General features: G+C 69.6%; 15 protein-coding genes. 12 read left to right on the top strand and 3 right to left on the bottom strand.

Annotated elements, in window-relative coordinates; translation table 11 throughout:
- The first annotated feature begins 15 nt into the window (after positions 1–15).
- Both rho and prfA read left to right on the top strand, forming a co-directional pair.
- A complete protein-coding gene (rho, locus tag NFR93_RS10465; RefSeq protein ID WP_251453168.1) occupies positions 16–2,178 on the top strand; it encodes a transcription termination factor Rho in 2,163 nt (720 codons plus the stop codon).
- A gap of 29 nt (positions 2,179–2,207) precedes the next feature.
- Positions 2,208–3,290: a peptide chain release factor 1 gene (gene prfA / locus NFR93_RS10460; protein ID WP_251453583.1), complete on the top strand. Its 1,083-nt coding sequence runs from the start codon at positions 2,208–2,210 to the stop codon at positions 3,288–3,290.
- A 92-nt stretch (positions 3,291–3,382) separates the two neighbouring features.
- Here prfA and epsC read toward each other — a convergent pair whose 3' ends face one another.
- Genes epsC through cysK (NFR93_RS10445) form a run of 3 tightly spaced genes read right to left on the bottom strand, consistent with a single transcriptional unit; the run spans position 3,383 to position 5,871 of the window.
- A complete protein-coding gene (gene epsC, locus NFR93_RS10455; RefSeq protein ID WP_251453167.1) occupies positions 3,383–3,961 on the bottom strand; it encodes a serine O-acetyltransferase EpsC in 579 nt (192 codons plus the stop codon).
- A 4-nt stretch (positions 3,962–3,965) separates the two neighbouring features.
- The gene (gene cysK / locus NFR93_RS10450; protein WP_251453166.1) at positions 3,966–4,913 is read right to left on the bottom strand and encodes a cysteine synthase A; all 948 of its coding nucleotides are present in this window, start codon (positions 4,911–4,913) and stop codon (positions 3,966–3,968) included.
- Between the two features lie 19 nt (positions 4,914–4,932).
- Positions 4,933–5,871 carry a cysteine synthase A gene (cysK, locus tag NFR93_RS10445; RefSeq protein ID WP_251453165.1) on the bottom strand — a complete coding sequence of 313 codons (939 nt, stop codon included), beginning with the start codon at positions 5,869–5,871 and terminating at the stop codon, positions 4,933–4,935.
- Between the two features lie 126 nt (positions 5,872–5,997).
- On the opposite strand from cysK (NFR93_RS10445), the gene prmC reads away from it, so the two are divergent.
- The 10 genes from prmC (at position 5,998) to NFR93_RS10395 (ending at position 14,552) form a co-directional block, all read left to right on the top strand.
- The gene (gene prmC / locus NFR93_RS10440) at positions 5,998–6,909 is read left to right on the top strand and encodes a peptide chain release factor N(5)-glutamine methyltransferase (RefSeq protein ID WP_251453164.1); all 912 of its coding nucleotides are present in this window, start codon (positions 5,998–6,000) and stop codon (positions 6,907–6,909) included.
- Positions 6,910–6,921: 12 nt separating this feature from the next.
- Positions 6,922–7,707 (top strand): L-threonylcarbamoyladenylate synthase, encoded by a 786-nt coding sequence (locus tag NFR93_RS10435; RefSeq protein WP_251453163.1) that lies wholly within the window; start codon positions 6,922–6,924, stop codon positions 7,705–7,707.
- The gene (locus NFR93_RS10430) at positions 7,704–8,864 is read left to right on the top strand and encodes an MraY family glycosyltransferase (RefSeq protein WP_251453162.1); all 1,161 of its coding nucleotides are present in this window, start codon (positions 7,704–7,706) and stop codon (positions 8,862–8,864) included. The genes NFR93_RS10435 and NFR93_RS10430 overlap by 4 nt, the downstream gene beginning before the upstream one ends.
- A complete protein-coding gene (locus NFR93_RS10425) occupies positions 8,861–9,340 on the top strand; it encodes a Cg1360 family ATP-synthase-associated protein (protein ID WP_251453160.1) in 480 nt (159 codons plus the stop codon). Before NFR93_RS10430 ends, NFR93_RS10425 begins: the two co-directional genes overlap by 4 nt.
- A 128-nt stretch (positions 9,341–9,468) precedes the next feature.
- The gene (atpB, locus tag NFR93_RS10420) at positions 9,469–10,260 is read left to right on the top strand and encodes a F0F1 ATP synthase subunit A (protein ID WP_251453582.1); all 792 of its coding nucleotides are present in this window, start codon (positions 9,469–9,471) and stop codon (positions 10,258–10,260) included.
- A 45-nt stretch (positions 10,261–10,305) separates the two neighbouring features.
- Positions 10,306–10,539, top strand: coding sequence for an ATP synthase F0 subunit C (gene atpE / locus NFR93_RS10415; RefSeq protein WP_045274135.1), 234 nt, complete (start codon positions 10,306–10,308; stop codon positions 10,537–10,539).
- A gap of 28 nt (positions 10,540–10,567) precedes the next feature.
- Positions 10,568–11,128 (top strand): F0F1 ATP synthase subunit B, encoded by a 561-nt coding sequence (locus tag NFR93_RS10410; RefSeq protein WP_251453158.1) that lies wholly within the window; start codon positions 10,568–10,570, stop codon positions 11,126–11,128.
- Positions 11,128–11,919, top strand: coding sequence for a F0F1 ATP synthase subunit delta (locus NFR93_RS10405; protein WP_251453156.1), 792 nt, complete (start codon positions 11,128–11,130; stop codon positions 11,917–11,919). Before NFR93_RS10410 ends, NFR93_RS10405 begins: the two co-directional genes overlap by 1 nt.
- A gap of 77 nt (positions 11,920–11,996) precedes the next feature.
- Positions 11,997–13,634, top strand: coding sequence for a F0F1 ATP synthase subunit alpha (atpA, locus tag NFR93_RS10400; protein ID WP_251453155.1), 1,638 nt, complete (start codon positions 11,997–11,999; stop codon positions 13,632–13,634).
- A gap of 21 nt (positions 13,635–13,655) precedes the next feature.
- Positions 13,656–14,552: a F0F1 ATP synthase subunit gamma gene (locus NFR93_RS10395; RefSeq protein WP_251453152.1), complete on the top strand. Its 897-nt coding sequence runs from the start codon at positions 13,656–13,658 to the stop codon at positions 14,550–14,552.
- Position 14,553: the final 1 nt, after the last annotated feature.

Raw genomic sequence — 14,553 nt, 5'->3', positions numbered from 1 at the left:
CACAAGGGAGAACTCGTGGAGTCCATCTCCGAGATCCACAGCGACGCCCAGACCGAAGAGCGCGTGGACGCGCTCGATCAGGCTGAAGGCGTTCCGACCACCGACCCCGCCGCCGAGGACGCCTCGGTGGAGCAGGCACCCGCCCCCGAGCAGCCCGCCGACGAGGCGCCGGCTGCCGAGGCGCCGGCTGCAGAGGCGCCGGTCGCCGATGCGCCGGCGCCCGCTGAGGACGCCGCTCCGGCAGAGGCGCCCGTCGCGGAGGCGCCCGCCAAGGCGCCGCGCAAGCGCGCGCCCCGCCGGGCCAAGAGCACCGACGTGCCGGCTGCCGCGGAGAACGCCGACACCACCGCGCCTGCCGCGGAGAACGCCGAGACCGCTGCGCCCGACGCGCCTGCGGTGGACGCCGAGCCCGCCTCGACCGACGCTCCCGCCGCGGAGGCGCCCGCACGGACGCGTCCGAAGCGCACGAGCAAGCGGGGCGCGAAGGCTGCCGACGCCGCTCCCGCGGACGCTTCCGCCGAGCAGACCCCCGCGGACTCCCCGAACGCCGACGCAGCGCCGGCCGTCGAGGACGCCCCGGCCTCCGCCGACGCGACGGCGGGTGACGCCGCCGACGGTCGGAACGCCGAAGGCTCGTCCGGCGAGACGACGGGCGCCGACGGCCAGAACACCGACGGCCAGAACGCCGACGGTCAGAACACCGACGGTCAGAACGCCGACGGCGAGGGCGGCACCGGCCGTGGCCGTGGCCGCAACCGCAACCGCAACCGCAGCCGCTCCGGCCAGGGCACCACCCAGAACGGCCAGGGCGGGCAGAACGGTCAGGGCGGGCAGAACGGCCAGGGGCAGAACGCGCAGAACGGCGCACCGCAGCCGGCGGCCGCTGCGGCATCCGACGATGACGAAGGCCAGGGTGCACGCGGCCGCGGCCGCAACAAGCGCCGCACCACGACTCCGGGCGACGAGTTCGACACCGAGATCGGCGAGGACGACGTCCTCATTCCGATCGCCGGCATCCTGGACGTGCTCGACAACTACGCGTTCGTGCGCACCACCGGCTACCTCCCCGGCCAGAGCGACGTCTACGTCTCGCTCGGCCAGGTGAAGAAGTACAACCTGCGCAAGGGCGACGCCGTCGTCGGCGCGATCAAGCAGCCGCGCGAGGGCGAGCAGTCCAGCCGCCAGAAGTACAACGCGCTGGTGAAGGTCGACGCCATCAACGGCCTGTCCGTCGAGGATGCCGCCACCCGCGTCGAGTTCGGCAAGCTCACCCCGCTCTACCCGCAGGAGCGCCTGCGGCTCGAGACGGCGCCCGAGAAGCTGACCCAGCGCATCATCGATCTGGTCGCTCCCATCGGCAAGGGTCAGCGCGGTCTCATCGTCGCGCCCCCCAAGGCCGGCAAGACGATCGTCCTGCAGCAGATCGCGAACGCGATCGCGCAGAACAACCCCGAGGTCCACCTCATGGTGGTGCTGGTCGATGAGCGGCCCGAAGAGGTCACCGACATGCAGCGCACCGTCAAGGGCGAGGTCATCGCGTCGACCTTCGACCGTCCCGCCGAAGACCACACCACGGTCGCGGAGCTCGCCATCGAGCGGGCGAAGCGTCTGGTCGAGCTCGGCCGCGACGTCGTCGTGCTGCTCGACTCGATCACCCGCCTGGGGCGCGCGTACAACATCTCGGCACCCACCTCCGGTCGCGTGCTCACCGGTGGGGTGGACGCCTCGGCGCTGTACCCGCCCAAGCGCTTCTTCGGCGCCGCCCGCAACATCGAGAACGGCGGATCCCTCACGATCCTCGCCACGGCCCTCGTCGAGACCGGGTCCAAGATGGACGACGTCATCTTCGAGGAGTTCAAGGGCACCGGCAACAGCGAGCTGCGACTGTCGCGCCAGCTCGCCGACAAGCGCATCTTCCCCGCCGTCGACGTCAACGCCTCGAGCACGCGTCGCGAAGAGATGCTGCTCTCGCCCGACGAGGTGAAGATCACCTGGAAGCTTCGTCGCGCCCTCGCCGGCCTCGATCCGCAGCAGGCGCTCGAAGTCGTCCTCGGCAAGCTCAAAGAGACGCAGTCCAACGTCGAGTTCCTCGTGCAGATGCAGAAGTCGATCCCGGCGCCCTCGCGCGACGGGCACGGCGGCGGCAGCGGACACGCGCACGACAACAGCATCCGCTGATCGGCGGGGATCGCGTGTCCGAGCCTGCGATGTTCGAGTCGGTCAGGACCCTGATCGACGAGCACCGAGCCGTCCAGGAAGAGCTCTCCGACCCGGCGGTGCATGCCGACGCGGCGCGCGCGAAGCGCGTGAACCGTCGGTACGCCGAGCTGTCGCGGATCGTCGCCGCCCACGACGCGTGGGCGGCGGCATCCGACGACCTCGTCGCGGCGCGCGAGCTCGCCAAAGAGGATGAGGCCTTCGCGGCCGAGGTGCCCGCTCTGGAAGAGCGGCTCTCGGACACGCAGGAGCGCCTCCGGAGGCTGCTGATCCCGCGAGACCCCGACGACGCCAGAGACGTGATCATGGAGATCAAGGCGGGGGAGGGCGGCGCCGAAAGCGCCCTCTTCGCCGCCGATCTGCTGCGCATGTATCTGCAGTACGCCGCCTCGAAGGGGTGGAAGACGGAGCTGCTCGAGCGCAACGAGTCCGACCTCGGCGGGTACAAGGACGTCCAGGTCGCCATCAAGGGATCCTCCAGCGACCCCGCGCAGGGCGTGTGGGCGCACCTGAAGTACGAGGGCGGCGTGCACCGTGTCCAGCGCGTCCCGGCCACCGAGTCGCAGGGTCGCATCCACACCTCGACCACCGGTGTGCTGGTCTTCCCCGAGGTGGACGAGCCCGACGAGATCGAGATCAACCCCAACGACCTCAAGATCGACGTGTTCCGCTCCTCTGGTCCCGGGGGGCAGTCGGTGAACACCACCGACTCCGCCGTGCGCATCACGCACCTCCCGACCGGCATCGTCGTGTCGATGCAGAACGAGAAGTCGCAGCTGCAGAACCGCGAGGCCGGCATGCGCGTCCTGCGCGCCCGCCTGCTGGCGCGCCAGCAGGAAGAGCTGGACGCCGCGGCATCCGATGCTCGCAAGTCGCAGATCCGCGGCATGGACCGCTCGGAGCGGATCCGCACCTACAACTTCCCCGAGAACCGCATCGCCGATCATCGGACGGGGTACAAGGCGTACAACCTCGACCAGGTCATGGACGGCGCCCTCGGGCCGATCGTCGAGTCGGCGATCGCCGCCGACGAAGAGGCGCGTCTGTCCGCCCTCGCCGGTCCCGACGCCTGATCCGCGACCGGCCCGGCGGGGGTCTCTCCCTGCTCCTCATCCGCAGGCGCGCCGACGCGCGCCGCGACGCAGCCTGAGCAGCCGCACCGGGGTCAGATCACGTACTCCGGTGCGGTGAGCAGGGCGCGGGTGTCCTCGCCGGCTCGGCGCGTCCGCGGTTTCGCGGGCACGCCGACCAGCACACTGTCCGGCGGCGCGTCGCGTGTCACGACGGCATTGGCGCCGACGACCGATCCGGCGCCGATCGTGATCGGCCCGAGGACCTTCGCACCCGCGCCGACGGCCACGCCGTCACCGAGGGTGGGGTGGCGCTTGCCGCCCTCACGCTGCCGACCACCGAGCGTCACGCCGTGGTAAAGCATGACGTCGTCACCGATCTCGGCGGTCTCGCCGATGACGACGCCCATGCCGTGGTCGATGAAGAAGCGCCGCCCGATGGTGGCGCCGGGGTGGATCTCGATGCCGGTCAGCCAGCGGGTCACCTGCGACCCGGCACGGGCGAGGAAACGGATGCGACGCACCCACAGCGCGTGCCATACGCGGTGCGCCCAGATGGCGTGCAGGCCCGGGTAGAGGACGGCGATCTCGAGGGAGGACCTCGCTGCGGGGTCGCACAGCTTCGCCGCCGCGAGATCTTCGCGGATGCGGGCTATCGGGTGGAGCTCGGTCACGGGGTCAGGCCTCCTGGGGGTCGCGCAGATGAGCGTACAGCGCTGTGGAGAGATAACGCTCACCGGCGTCCGGGACGATGACGACGATGCGCGTGCCCGCAGCCTCGGGGCGGCGGGCGATCTCGAGTGCTGCCCAGACGGCGGCGCCCGCGCTCATCCCCGCGAGGATCCCTTCATCGGTGGCGAGGGCCCGTGCGACGCGGATGGCGTCGTCGAACTCCACGTCGATGATCTCGTCCAGGACGGATCTGTCCAGAACGGCCGGGACGAAGTTCGGGCCGATCCCCTGGATGCGGTGGCCGCCGGCGCGGCCCTCGCTCAGCATGGGGGAGTCCTTGGGCTCCACGACGACGATCCTGACGTCGGGGTTCCGCTCCTTGAGCACCTGCCCGACACCGGTGATCGTGCCTCCTGTTCCCGAGCCGGCGACGAAGTAGTCGACCCGACCGTCGGTGTCGGCCCAGATCTCCTCCGCCGTGGTGCGGCGGTGGATCTGCGGGTTGGCCTCGCTGTCGAACTGGTGGGCCAAAACCGCGCCGGGGGTCTCGGCGACGATCCGCTCGGCCGTGGCGACCGCCTCGGTCATGCCCTTGCGGGGGTCGGTCAGGACGACCTCCGCGCCATAGGCCTTCAGCAGGGTCCGGCGCTCCTTCGACATCGACGCCGGCATCGTGAGCACGACGCGGTATCCTCGGGCCGCGCCGACGAGAGCGAGCGCGATCCCGGTGTTGCCGCTGGTGCTCTCGACGATCGTCCCGCCGGGCTGGAGCGCGCCGGCCGCCTCTGCGGCATCGACGAGCGCTATGCCGAGACGGCACTTGACGCTCGCGCCAGGGTTGTAGAACTCCAGCTTCGCCAGCACCTCCGCGTTCAGCCCGCGGGTGAGCGCGTTCAGGCGCACCAGAGGAGTGCCGCCGAACGCGGAGGTGATGTCGGAGTGGATGCCGGGCACGGCGGAGCTTCCCGTCGGATCAGTCCTCGCGGAGATCCTCGAAGAGCGCGGTCGAGAGGTAGCGCTCACCGAAGGACGGGATGATCACGACGATGTTCTTGCCCGCAGCCTCGGGACGCGCGGCGATCTGCAGCGCCGCCCACACCGCCGCACCGGACGAGATGCCGACGAGGATGCCGTCCTTCGCGCCGACCGCGCGGGCGGTGGTGATCGAGTCCGAGAACTCGACGTCGATGACCTCGTCGATGACCCCCTGGTCGAGGATCTCGGGGATGAAGTTCGGGCCGATGCCCTGGATCTTGTGCGGGCCGGGGGTGCCCTTGGTCAGCAGGGGCGAGTCGGCGGGCTCGACCGCGACGACCTTGGCGCCGGGCACGCGCTCCTTCAGGACCTGCCCGACACCGGTGATGGTGCCGCCGGTGCCGATGCCGGCGACGAAGTAGTCGACCTTGCCGTCGGTGTCGCGGAGGATCTCCTCCGCGGTGGTCTTGCGGTGGATCGCAGGGTTGGCCTCGTTCTCGAACTGACGGGCGAGAACGGCTCCCGGGATGTCGGCGACGAGCTCCTGAGCCTTGGCGACGGCGCCCTTCATGCCGCCTGCGGGGTCGGTGAGCACCAGCTCCGCGCCGTAGGCCTTGAGGAGCAGGCGGCGCTCGACGCTCATCGAGGAGGGCATGGCCAGCACGACGCGGTACCCGCGTGCGGCGCCGACCATCGCCAGGGCGATTCCGGTGTTCCCGCTGGTGGCCTCGACGATCGTGCCGCCGGGCTTGAGTTCGCCCGAGGCCTCGGCCGCGTCGACGATCGCGATGCCCAGACGGTCCTTGACGCTCGACGCGGGGTTGTAGAACTCGAGCTTGGCCAGCACGTTGCCGCCCAGGCCTTCGGTGACGCGGTTGAGCCGGACGAGCGGGGTGTTGCCGAAAGCGGCGGTGATGTCGGAGTAGATACCGGGCATGTCGGGCCTTTCGAAAAGGGTGTGCTGACGGCCAACCAGCCTATGCGAGAGCGTATTCCCGGGGCTCATTGTGACGCTGTGCGGCACGGGAGTGCGCGGTGCGTACCTCTATGCTGGTGCCCGCTCATGGCTCCTTCCCCATCCTCTCCGCGTCTCGGCGACGTGCTCCGCCGTGCCGCCGCGCAGCTGTCGCACGCCGGCATCGCCGACGCCGCCGTCGACGCCGAGCTGCTGGCCGCCCACGTCCTCGGCACCGGTCGCGGTGCCGTCCAAGCAGCGGCGGTGCGCGGCGATGCCGCAGACGAGCAGACGGTGGCCCAGCTGGACGCCCTCGTCCGGCGACGAGCGAGCCGCGAGCCGCTGCAGCACATCACCGGCACCGCGCCCTTCCGCCACCTGGATCTGCGCGTCGGTCCCGGTGTCTTCGTGCCCCGGCCGGAGACGGAGATCCTCGCGCAGATCGCCATCGACGCGCTCACCGCGGCGGCCGCACCCTCGCCCGTGGCGGTCGACCTCGGCACCGGAAGCGGGGCGATCGCCCTCGCGATGGCCACCGAGGTCCCGCACGCCCGCGTGTACGCGGCCGAGAACTCGGTCGACGCCTTCGTGTGGGCGAAGGAGAACTTCGCCGCGGTGGGGGCCGGCAACGCACGACTGGCGTTCATCGACCTCGAGCGGGCGTTCCCCGAGCTCGACGGGACGGTGTCGGTGGTGGCGTCGAACCCCCCGTACGTGCCCGACGCCGCGATCCCGCGCGACCCCGAGGTGCGGTTCTTCGACCCGCCCGCCGCCCTCTACGGCGGAGAAGACGGCCTGGACGTCGTGCGCGTCCTCAGCGGCGTGGGAATGCGGCTCGCGCATCCCGGGGGGATCATCGCCATCGAGCACGGCGAGTGGCAGGGCGAGCCCATCCGCGACCTGCTCGCGGCCGACGGGTGGCTCGCCGCGGCGACGCATGCCGACCTGACCACGCGGGATCGGGTCACCACCGCCGTGAGGCCGCCGTCCGAAGCGGATGCGCACACGCGCCGCGACTAGACTGTCGGCGACATGTCATCCCTCTTCGACTGCCGTGACGAGGCCCAGCTGCTTCCCGCCATGCGCGCGGCTCGCCATGCGATCGGGCGCGGCGAGCTGGTCGTGCTGCCCACCGACACCGTCTACGGTGTGGCCGCCGACGCCTTCGATCCCAAGGCCGTGCAGCGTCTCCTCGACGCCAAGGGGCGGGGCCGCCAGTCGCCGCCGCCCGTGCTCGTCGCCGGCGCGACCACCCTCCGCGCTCTCGTGGCCGAAGTGCCCGAAGCCGTGGAGCGCCTGGTCGAGGAGTTCTGGCCCGGGGGGCTCACCATCATCCTCCCGTCGCAGCCGTCGCTGTCGTGGGACCTGGGCGAGACGCACGGCACCGTCGCCGTCCGCATGCCGGCCGATCGCATCGCCCTCGAGCTGCTCGAAGACACCGGTCCGCTCGCCGTGTCGAGCGCGAACCTCACCGGGCAGTCGCCCGCCGTCACGGCCCCCGACGCCGAGGGGATGCTGGGCGACAGCGTCGCGGTGTACCTCGACGGGGGCCCGTCGCTGACCGGGGTCTCGTCCACGATCGTGGATGCCACCGGACTCGTCGGCGACGCGGCCGGACGCGTCCGGATCCTGAGAGACGGGGCGGTCAGCCGCGAGGAGATCGCGCGCGTTCTCGGCGACCTCCTCGAGGACGACAGCGCCGCCGCGGCCGAATCGGATCCCCAGACCCCCGCGCCGGATGCTCAGACCGAGCGTGCGCCGGAGCCCCAGGTCGAGCCGGGACTCGAGGACCGGGCGGCGTCCGGCGGAAGCGCGTGAAGCAGTACGTCTTCATCGTCCTGTTCACCGCGACGATCACCCTCGCGCTGGCCTGGGCGATCTGGCGGCTCAGCATGCGCTTCAAGCTCTATCCCGGCATCCGCGAGAGGGATGTCCACACGACCCCGACCCCGCGCCTGGGCGGCATCGCGATGTTCCTCGGGGTGTGCGCGGCATTCGCGGTGTCGGCGCAGCATCCGTTCTTCTCGATCATCTGGACCAATCCGCAGCAGCCGCTGGCGCTGTTGGGCGCCACGTCCCTGATCGTGCTCGTCGGCGTCGCCGATGACCTGTGGGATCTGGACTGGATGATCAAGCTCGGCGCGCAGTTCCTCGCCGCCGGGATCATCGCGTGGTTCGGCGAGCTGCAGATCTACGCGCTGCCCATCGGCGGCATGACGGTGTGGTCGGGCTGGGTCAGCTTCATCCTCACGGTCTTCGCCATCGTCGTCGTGATGAACGCGGTGAACTTCATCGACGGGCTGGACGGCCTCGTCGCCGGCGTCGCCCTGATCGCCAACGGGATCTTCTTCGCGTACTCCTACCTGCTCGTGCGCGACACCGGCGCCAGCACCTACTTCAACCTCGCTTCGTTCATCGCCGCGATGCTCATCGGCGCATGCGTCGGATTCCTCCCGATGAACTGGAGCCCGGCGAAGCTCTTCATGGGCGACTCCGGCGCGCTCATGCTGGGGCTGCTCATGGCCTGCTCGGCCATCGCCATCACCGGTCAGCTCGATCCCGCCATCATCGGCGACAACGACGAGTTCGGGCGCTCGCAGCTGCTCGGTGCGTTCATCCCGATCCTGCTGCCCGTCGTCATCGTGTTCCTGCCGCTGCTGGACTTCGGGCTCGCCGTCATCCGGCGCATGCGCGCGGGGAAGTCGCCGTTCTCGCCCGATCGCAAGCATCTGCATCACCGGATGCTCGACATGGGGCACAGCGACCGCGACGCCGTCCTGATCTTCTACGCCTGGACGGCGGTCGTCGGACTCGCCGTGCTGCTGATGTACGTCGGCACGCAGGAGGACTGGCCCGGACAGTACATCGCCGGCGTCGTCTTCGGCGTCGTCGGCGTCGCCGCCTGCCTCATCGTCACGCTCATGCCCTCGCGCCGCGCCGCCGTCGCCGCGCCCCACCTGGAGGTAACGCCATGACCACGAGTCCCGTTTCGAGCAACCCGGTGCTGCGCACCACGCTCGTCTGGTCGGGGGCGGTCACGGCCGGGCTCGTCGTGCTCGGGGGAGTGATCGGCTTCCTCGTCGGCGGGACGGAGGGCATGTGGTCGGCGCTCGTCGGCGTGCTCGTGGCGGCGGTGTTCCTGGCGATCACGGGAGCGAGCATCCTGGTCGCGAACCGCTGGTACGGCGACCCGCTGTACGTGCCGCTGTTCTTCGGCATCGTGCTGGGCGGCTGGATCCTGAAGTTCGTGATCTTCATCATCGCGCTGCTGATCCTGCGCGACCAGCCCTGGGTGAATCCGACGGTGTTCTTCGTCGCCCTCGTGGTGAGCGTGCTGGCCTCGCTCGCCGTGGACGTCATCGTCATGCTGCGCATGCGCATCCCCCACGCGAGCGACGTGACGCTGCCGACCGATCCCGACGCCGGGGACTTGGGGCCCCGCCAGGTTTGATAGGCTTACCGAGCGCCCGCCAGCTTGCATCCTGAGCACTGCGGAGTGACGCTCACCGACCATCGTCGCAACGGTCCTGCACCGATGCCCCGAAGCTGGAGTCAGCGCTGTTTACTCAAGCTGCGACCCTGATCGCCCCCCTCGCCGCCGACGCGCCGCCGGAGTTCCACGGCCCCTCGATCAGTGAGTTCTTCCCCGCCGCGGTCTTCCAGATCGGCGATCTGGTCATCAACCGCATCCACCTGATCCAGTTCATCGCGACGCTCGCGATCGTGCTGATCTTCTGGCTCGGCACGCGCCGCATGACGGTCGTCCCTGGTCGGTTCCAGAGCCTGGTCGAGATGGGCCTGGACTTCGTCCGCGTCAACATCGCGCACGACCTGCTCGGCAAGAAGGACGGCGACCGCTTCCTGCCGATCCTCACGACCATCTTCTTCATGGTCCTGTTCATGAACATCACGGGCATCATCCCGTTCATGAACATCGCCGGCACCTCGATCGTCGCCGTCCCGCTCATGCTCGCGGTGATCAGCTACGTGACCTTCATCTACGCCGGCCTCAAGAAGAGCCCCAAGAACTTCTTCAAGAACGCGCTCTTCCCCTCGGGCGTGCCGTGGCCGATCTACATCATCGTCACCCCGATCGAGCTCATCTCGACCTTCGTGATCCGCCCGGTGACGCTGACCCTGCGACTCCTCATGAACATGATGGTCGGTCACCTGCTGCTCGTGCTCTTCTTCGCCGCGACGCAGTTCTTCCTGCTCGACCTGGGCGGATGGTGGTCGGCGCTGGCTGCCGGCAGCCTCGCCTTCGGCTTCGTCTTCACCCTGTTCGAGATCCTGGTGGCCGTCCTCCAGGCCTATGTCTTCGCCCTCCTCACCGCGGTCTACATCCAGCTCGCGGTGGCGGAAGAGCACTAAGCGGGTCGGCTGCCAGCCGCCCACCAACCGAAAGGAAAACACCCCGTGGACGCAACTACGGTTCTCGCCGAGCTCAGCGGAAACGTCGCGACGATGGGCTACGGCCTCGCCGCGATCGGCCCGGCCATCGGCGTCGGCATCGTCGTCGGCAAGACGATCGAGGGCGTCGCCCGCCAGCCCGAGCTCGCCGGTCGCCTGCAGGTGCTCATGTGGATCGGTATCGCCTTCACCGAGGCGCTCGCCTTCATCGGCATCGCGACCTACTTCATCTTCGTCTGATCGCCTCATCCAGCCCTAAGGAGACAGGATGCTGAACGCTCTTGTCGCGTACGCCGCGGAAGAGGGGGAGACCTACAATCCCCTCATCCCCGCGTGGTACGACATCATCTGGTCGGCGGTCTGCTTCGTCGTCATCCTCTTCGTGTTCTGGAAGGTCGCCCTTCCGCGGATGAAGAAGATGCTCGACGAGCGCTCGGCGGCCATCGAGGGCAACATCGCCAAGGCCGACGAGGCTCAGCGCAAGGCGGAGGCTGCTCTCGAGGAGTACACCGCCCAGCTCGCCGACGCCCGCAAGGAAGCCGGTGAGATCCGCGACGCCGCCCGTGAGGACGGCCGCAAGATCGTCGCCGAGGCGAAGGATGCCGCATCCGCCGAGGCAGCACGTCTCACCGCGTCCGCCCACGCGCAGATCGAGGCCGAGCGTCAGTCGGCGCTGGTCTCGCTGCGCAGCGAGGTCGGCACACTGGCCCTGGATCTCGCGGGCAACGTGATCGGCGAGACGCTCTCGGACGACGCGAAGGCTCAGGCGGTCGTGGATCGCTTCCTCGCCGACCTCGAGTCCGCCGAAGCGCAGAAGGCCTCCAACTGATGGGCAGCGCGACCACTCAGGCGCAGGCCGCGTCCACCGCGGCGCTGTCTGCGGCGTCCGGGGTCGACCTCGATGTCGCCCGCGAGCTGTTCGCCGCGGCGCGCGCCATCGGCGGCTCGCCGCAGCTGAGCGGCGCGCTGGCGGACTCGGCCGCGCCGGGCGAGGCCCGGGCGAAGGTCGTGGCCGACGTGTTCGGCGGCGCCGTCCGCCCGGTCACCCGCGCGCTGCTGACCGACGTGGTCGCGCATCGCTGGTCATCGTCGTCCGACCTCGTCGACGGTGTCGAAGAGCTCGCGGTCCGCGCCGCCGCCATCGCCGAGCCGAACGCCGACGTCGAGGGGGAGCTGTTCGGCTTCTCGCGCACCGTGTCGCAGAACCCCGAGCTCGAGCTCGCCCTCGGCAGCCGGCAGGGCGACCCGGCCATCAAGGCCGAGCTCGTCCAGTCGCTGCTGGGCTCGCGGACAAGTTCGGCGACCGCGCTCATCGCGTCCTCGTTCGTGCAGCAGCCGCGCGAGCGTCGCGTGCGCCAGCTGCTCACGCGTGCGATGGGCATCGTCGCCGACCAGCGCGGTCGCACCGTGGCGACGGTCTTCACGGCCACGCCGCTCAGCGCCGCGCAGACCGACCGTCTGGTCGGCGCACTGGCCAAGCGGTACGGCACCGGCGTCTCGCTCAACACCGTCATCGACCCGGACGTGGTCGGCGGACTGCGGGTGCAGATCGGCGACGACGTGATCGACGCGAGTGTGTCCTCGCGTCTGGCCGACCTGCGGCAGCGCCTGGCCGGTTGACAGCAGACGTGCCGCCGACGGCGGAGATCTCGGGGCCCGAAGCCCCACCCAGAAGCATTGAATACAAAGGGAAGACAATGGCAGAACTCTCTATCAGCCCCGACGTCATCCGTGACGCGCTGAAGGACTTCGTCGCCGCCTACGAGCCCACGGGCGCAGCGGCCACCGAGACCGGCACCGTCATCGACACCGCGGACGGCATCGCACACGTCGAGGGTCTGCCCGGCGTCATGGCGAACGAGCTCGTGCGGTTCCAGGACGGAACCGAAGGACTCGCGCTGAACCTCGACGAGCACGAGATCGGCGTCGTCGTCCTCGGCGAGTTCTCGGGTGTCGAGGCCGGCCAGCAGGTCACCCGCACGGGTGAGGTGCTCTCGGTCGCCGTCGGCGACGGGTACCTCGGCCGCGTGGTCGACCCGCTCGGGAACCCGATCGACGGCCTCGGTGAGATCGCGACCGAGGGCCGCCGCGCCCTGGAGCTCCAGGCGCCCGGCGTCATGCAGCGCAAGAGCGTGCACGAGCCCCTGCAGACCGGCATCAAGGCCATCGACGCCATGATCCCCGTCGGCCGTGGTCAGCGTCAGCTCATCATCGGCGACCGTCAGACCGGCAAGACCGCGATCGCGATCGACACGATCATCAACCAGAAGTCCAACTGGGAGTCCGGCGACGTCGAGAAGCAGGTTCGCTGCATCTACGTCGCCATCGGCCAGAAGGGCTCCACGATCGCCGCCGTCAAGGGCGCGCTCGAGGACGCCGGCGCGATGGAGTACACCACGATCGTCGCGGCGCCGGCATCCGACCCCGCGGGCTTCAAGTACCTCGCCCCGTACACCGGTTCGGCCATCGGCCAGCACTGGATGTACGGCGGCAAGCACGTCCTCATCATCTTCGACGACCTGTCGAAGCAGGCTGAGGCCTACCGCGCCGTGTCGCTCCTGCTGCGCCGCCCGCCGGGCCGCGAGGCCTACCCGGGTGACGTCTTCTACCTGCACTCGCGTCTGCTCGAGCGTTGCGCGAAGCTGTCGGACGAGCTGGGCGCAGGGTCGATGACGGGTCTGCCGATCATCGAGACGAAGGCCAACGACGTCTCGGCCTACATCCCCACGAACGTGATCTCGATCACGGACGGCCAGATCTTCCTGCAGTCCGATCTGTTCAACGCCAACCAGCGCCCCGCCGTCGACGTCGGCATCTCGGTGTCGCGCGTGGGTGGTGACGCCCAGGTGAAGTCCATCAAGAAGGTGTCGGGAACGCTCAAGCTCGAGCTGGCCCAGTACCGCTCGCTCGAGGCGTTCGCCATGTTCGCCAGCGACCTGGATGCCGCATCCCGCCGCCAGCTGGCTCGTGGAGCGCGGCTGACCGAGCTGCTCAAGCAGCCGCAGTACTCGCCGTACCCGGTGGAGGAGCAGGTCGTGTCGATCTGGGCGGGCACCAACGGCAAGCTCGACAGCATCGAGGTGGAGGACGTCCTGTCGTTCGAGCGCGAGCTCATCGACTACCTGCGTCGCAACACCTCGATCCTCGACACGCTGCGCGAGACCAACGTGCTGGACGACGACACGGCGGCCGAGCTCAGCAAGAAGACGGATGACTTCATCCTGGAATTCCGTGCCGGAAAGGGGCAGGCCATCGGCAAGCCCGGGCACGAGGAGGTCGCCGCGGCCGAGGCCGAGGACGTCAACCAGGAGAAGATCGTCAAGGGCCGCCGCTAACGGCGCGGTCGGACAGGGACCATGGGCGCACAACTGCGGGTCTACAAGCAGAAGATCTCTTCTGCTCAGACGACCAAGAAGATCACGAAGGCGATGGAGCTCATCGCGGCTTCGCGCATCCAGAAGGCGATGGCGCGCGTGCGCGCGTCGTCTCCCTTCGCGCGTGCCGTGACGCGGGCCGTCTCCGCTGTGGCGACGCACTCCAACGTGGATCACCCGCTGACCGTCGAACGAGAGACGATCCGCCGCTCCGCCGTCGTGATCTTCTCGTCGGACCGCGGCCTCGCCGGCGCGTTCAACTCGCAGATCCTCCGTGAGGGCCTCGAGGTCGGCGAACTGCTGCGACGTCAGGGCAAGGAGCCGGTGTACTACCTCGTCGGCCGCAAGGCCGTCGGCTACTTCCAGTTCCGCCGCATGCAGAGCGCGGCGGAGTGGACGGGTGACACCGACACGCCGCACTTCCACACGGCCGAGGAGATCGCGGCGGCGCTGCTCGACGCGTACGACCGCGGCGGCGAGGACGGTGGCGTCGACGAGATCCACCTCGTCTACAACCGCTTCGTCAGCATGATGACCCAGTCGCCGGAGCGGGTCCGCCTGCTTCCGCTCGAGGTCGTCGAGGCCGAGGAGTCCTCGAGCGCGCAGGTCTACCCCCTGTACGAGTTCGAGCCGGACGCCGAGACCGTGCTGGACGCGCTCCTTCCGGTGTACATCCAGAGCCGTGTCTTCAACGCTCTTCTGCAGTCGTCGGCGGCCAAGCACGCCGCGACCCAGAAGGCGATGAAGTCGGCCAGCGACAACGCCGACAAGCTCATCACCGACTACACCCGCCTGCGCAACAACGCGCGCCAGGCCGAGATCACGCAGCAGATCGCCGAGATCGTCGGCGGCGCCGACGCTCTCGCGTCGGGCAAATAGA

Origin of the sequence: Microbacterium sp. Marseille-Q6648 (assembly GCF_943181415.1) — a bacterium.
In the GTDB taxonomy this organism is placed as follows: domain Bacteria; phylum Actinomycetota; class Actinomycetes; order Actinomycetales; family Microbacteriaceae; genus Microbacterium.
Note: the sequence above shows the minus strand (reverse complement) of the source record. Positions and strands in the feature narration are given on the sequence as shown.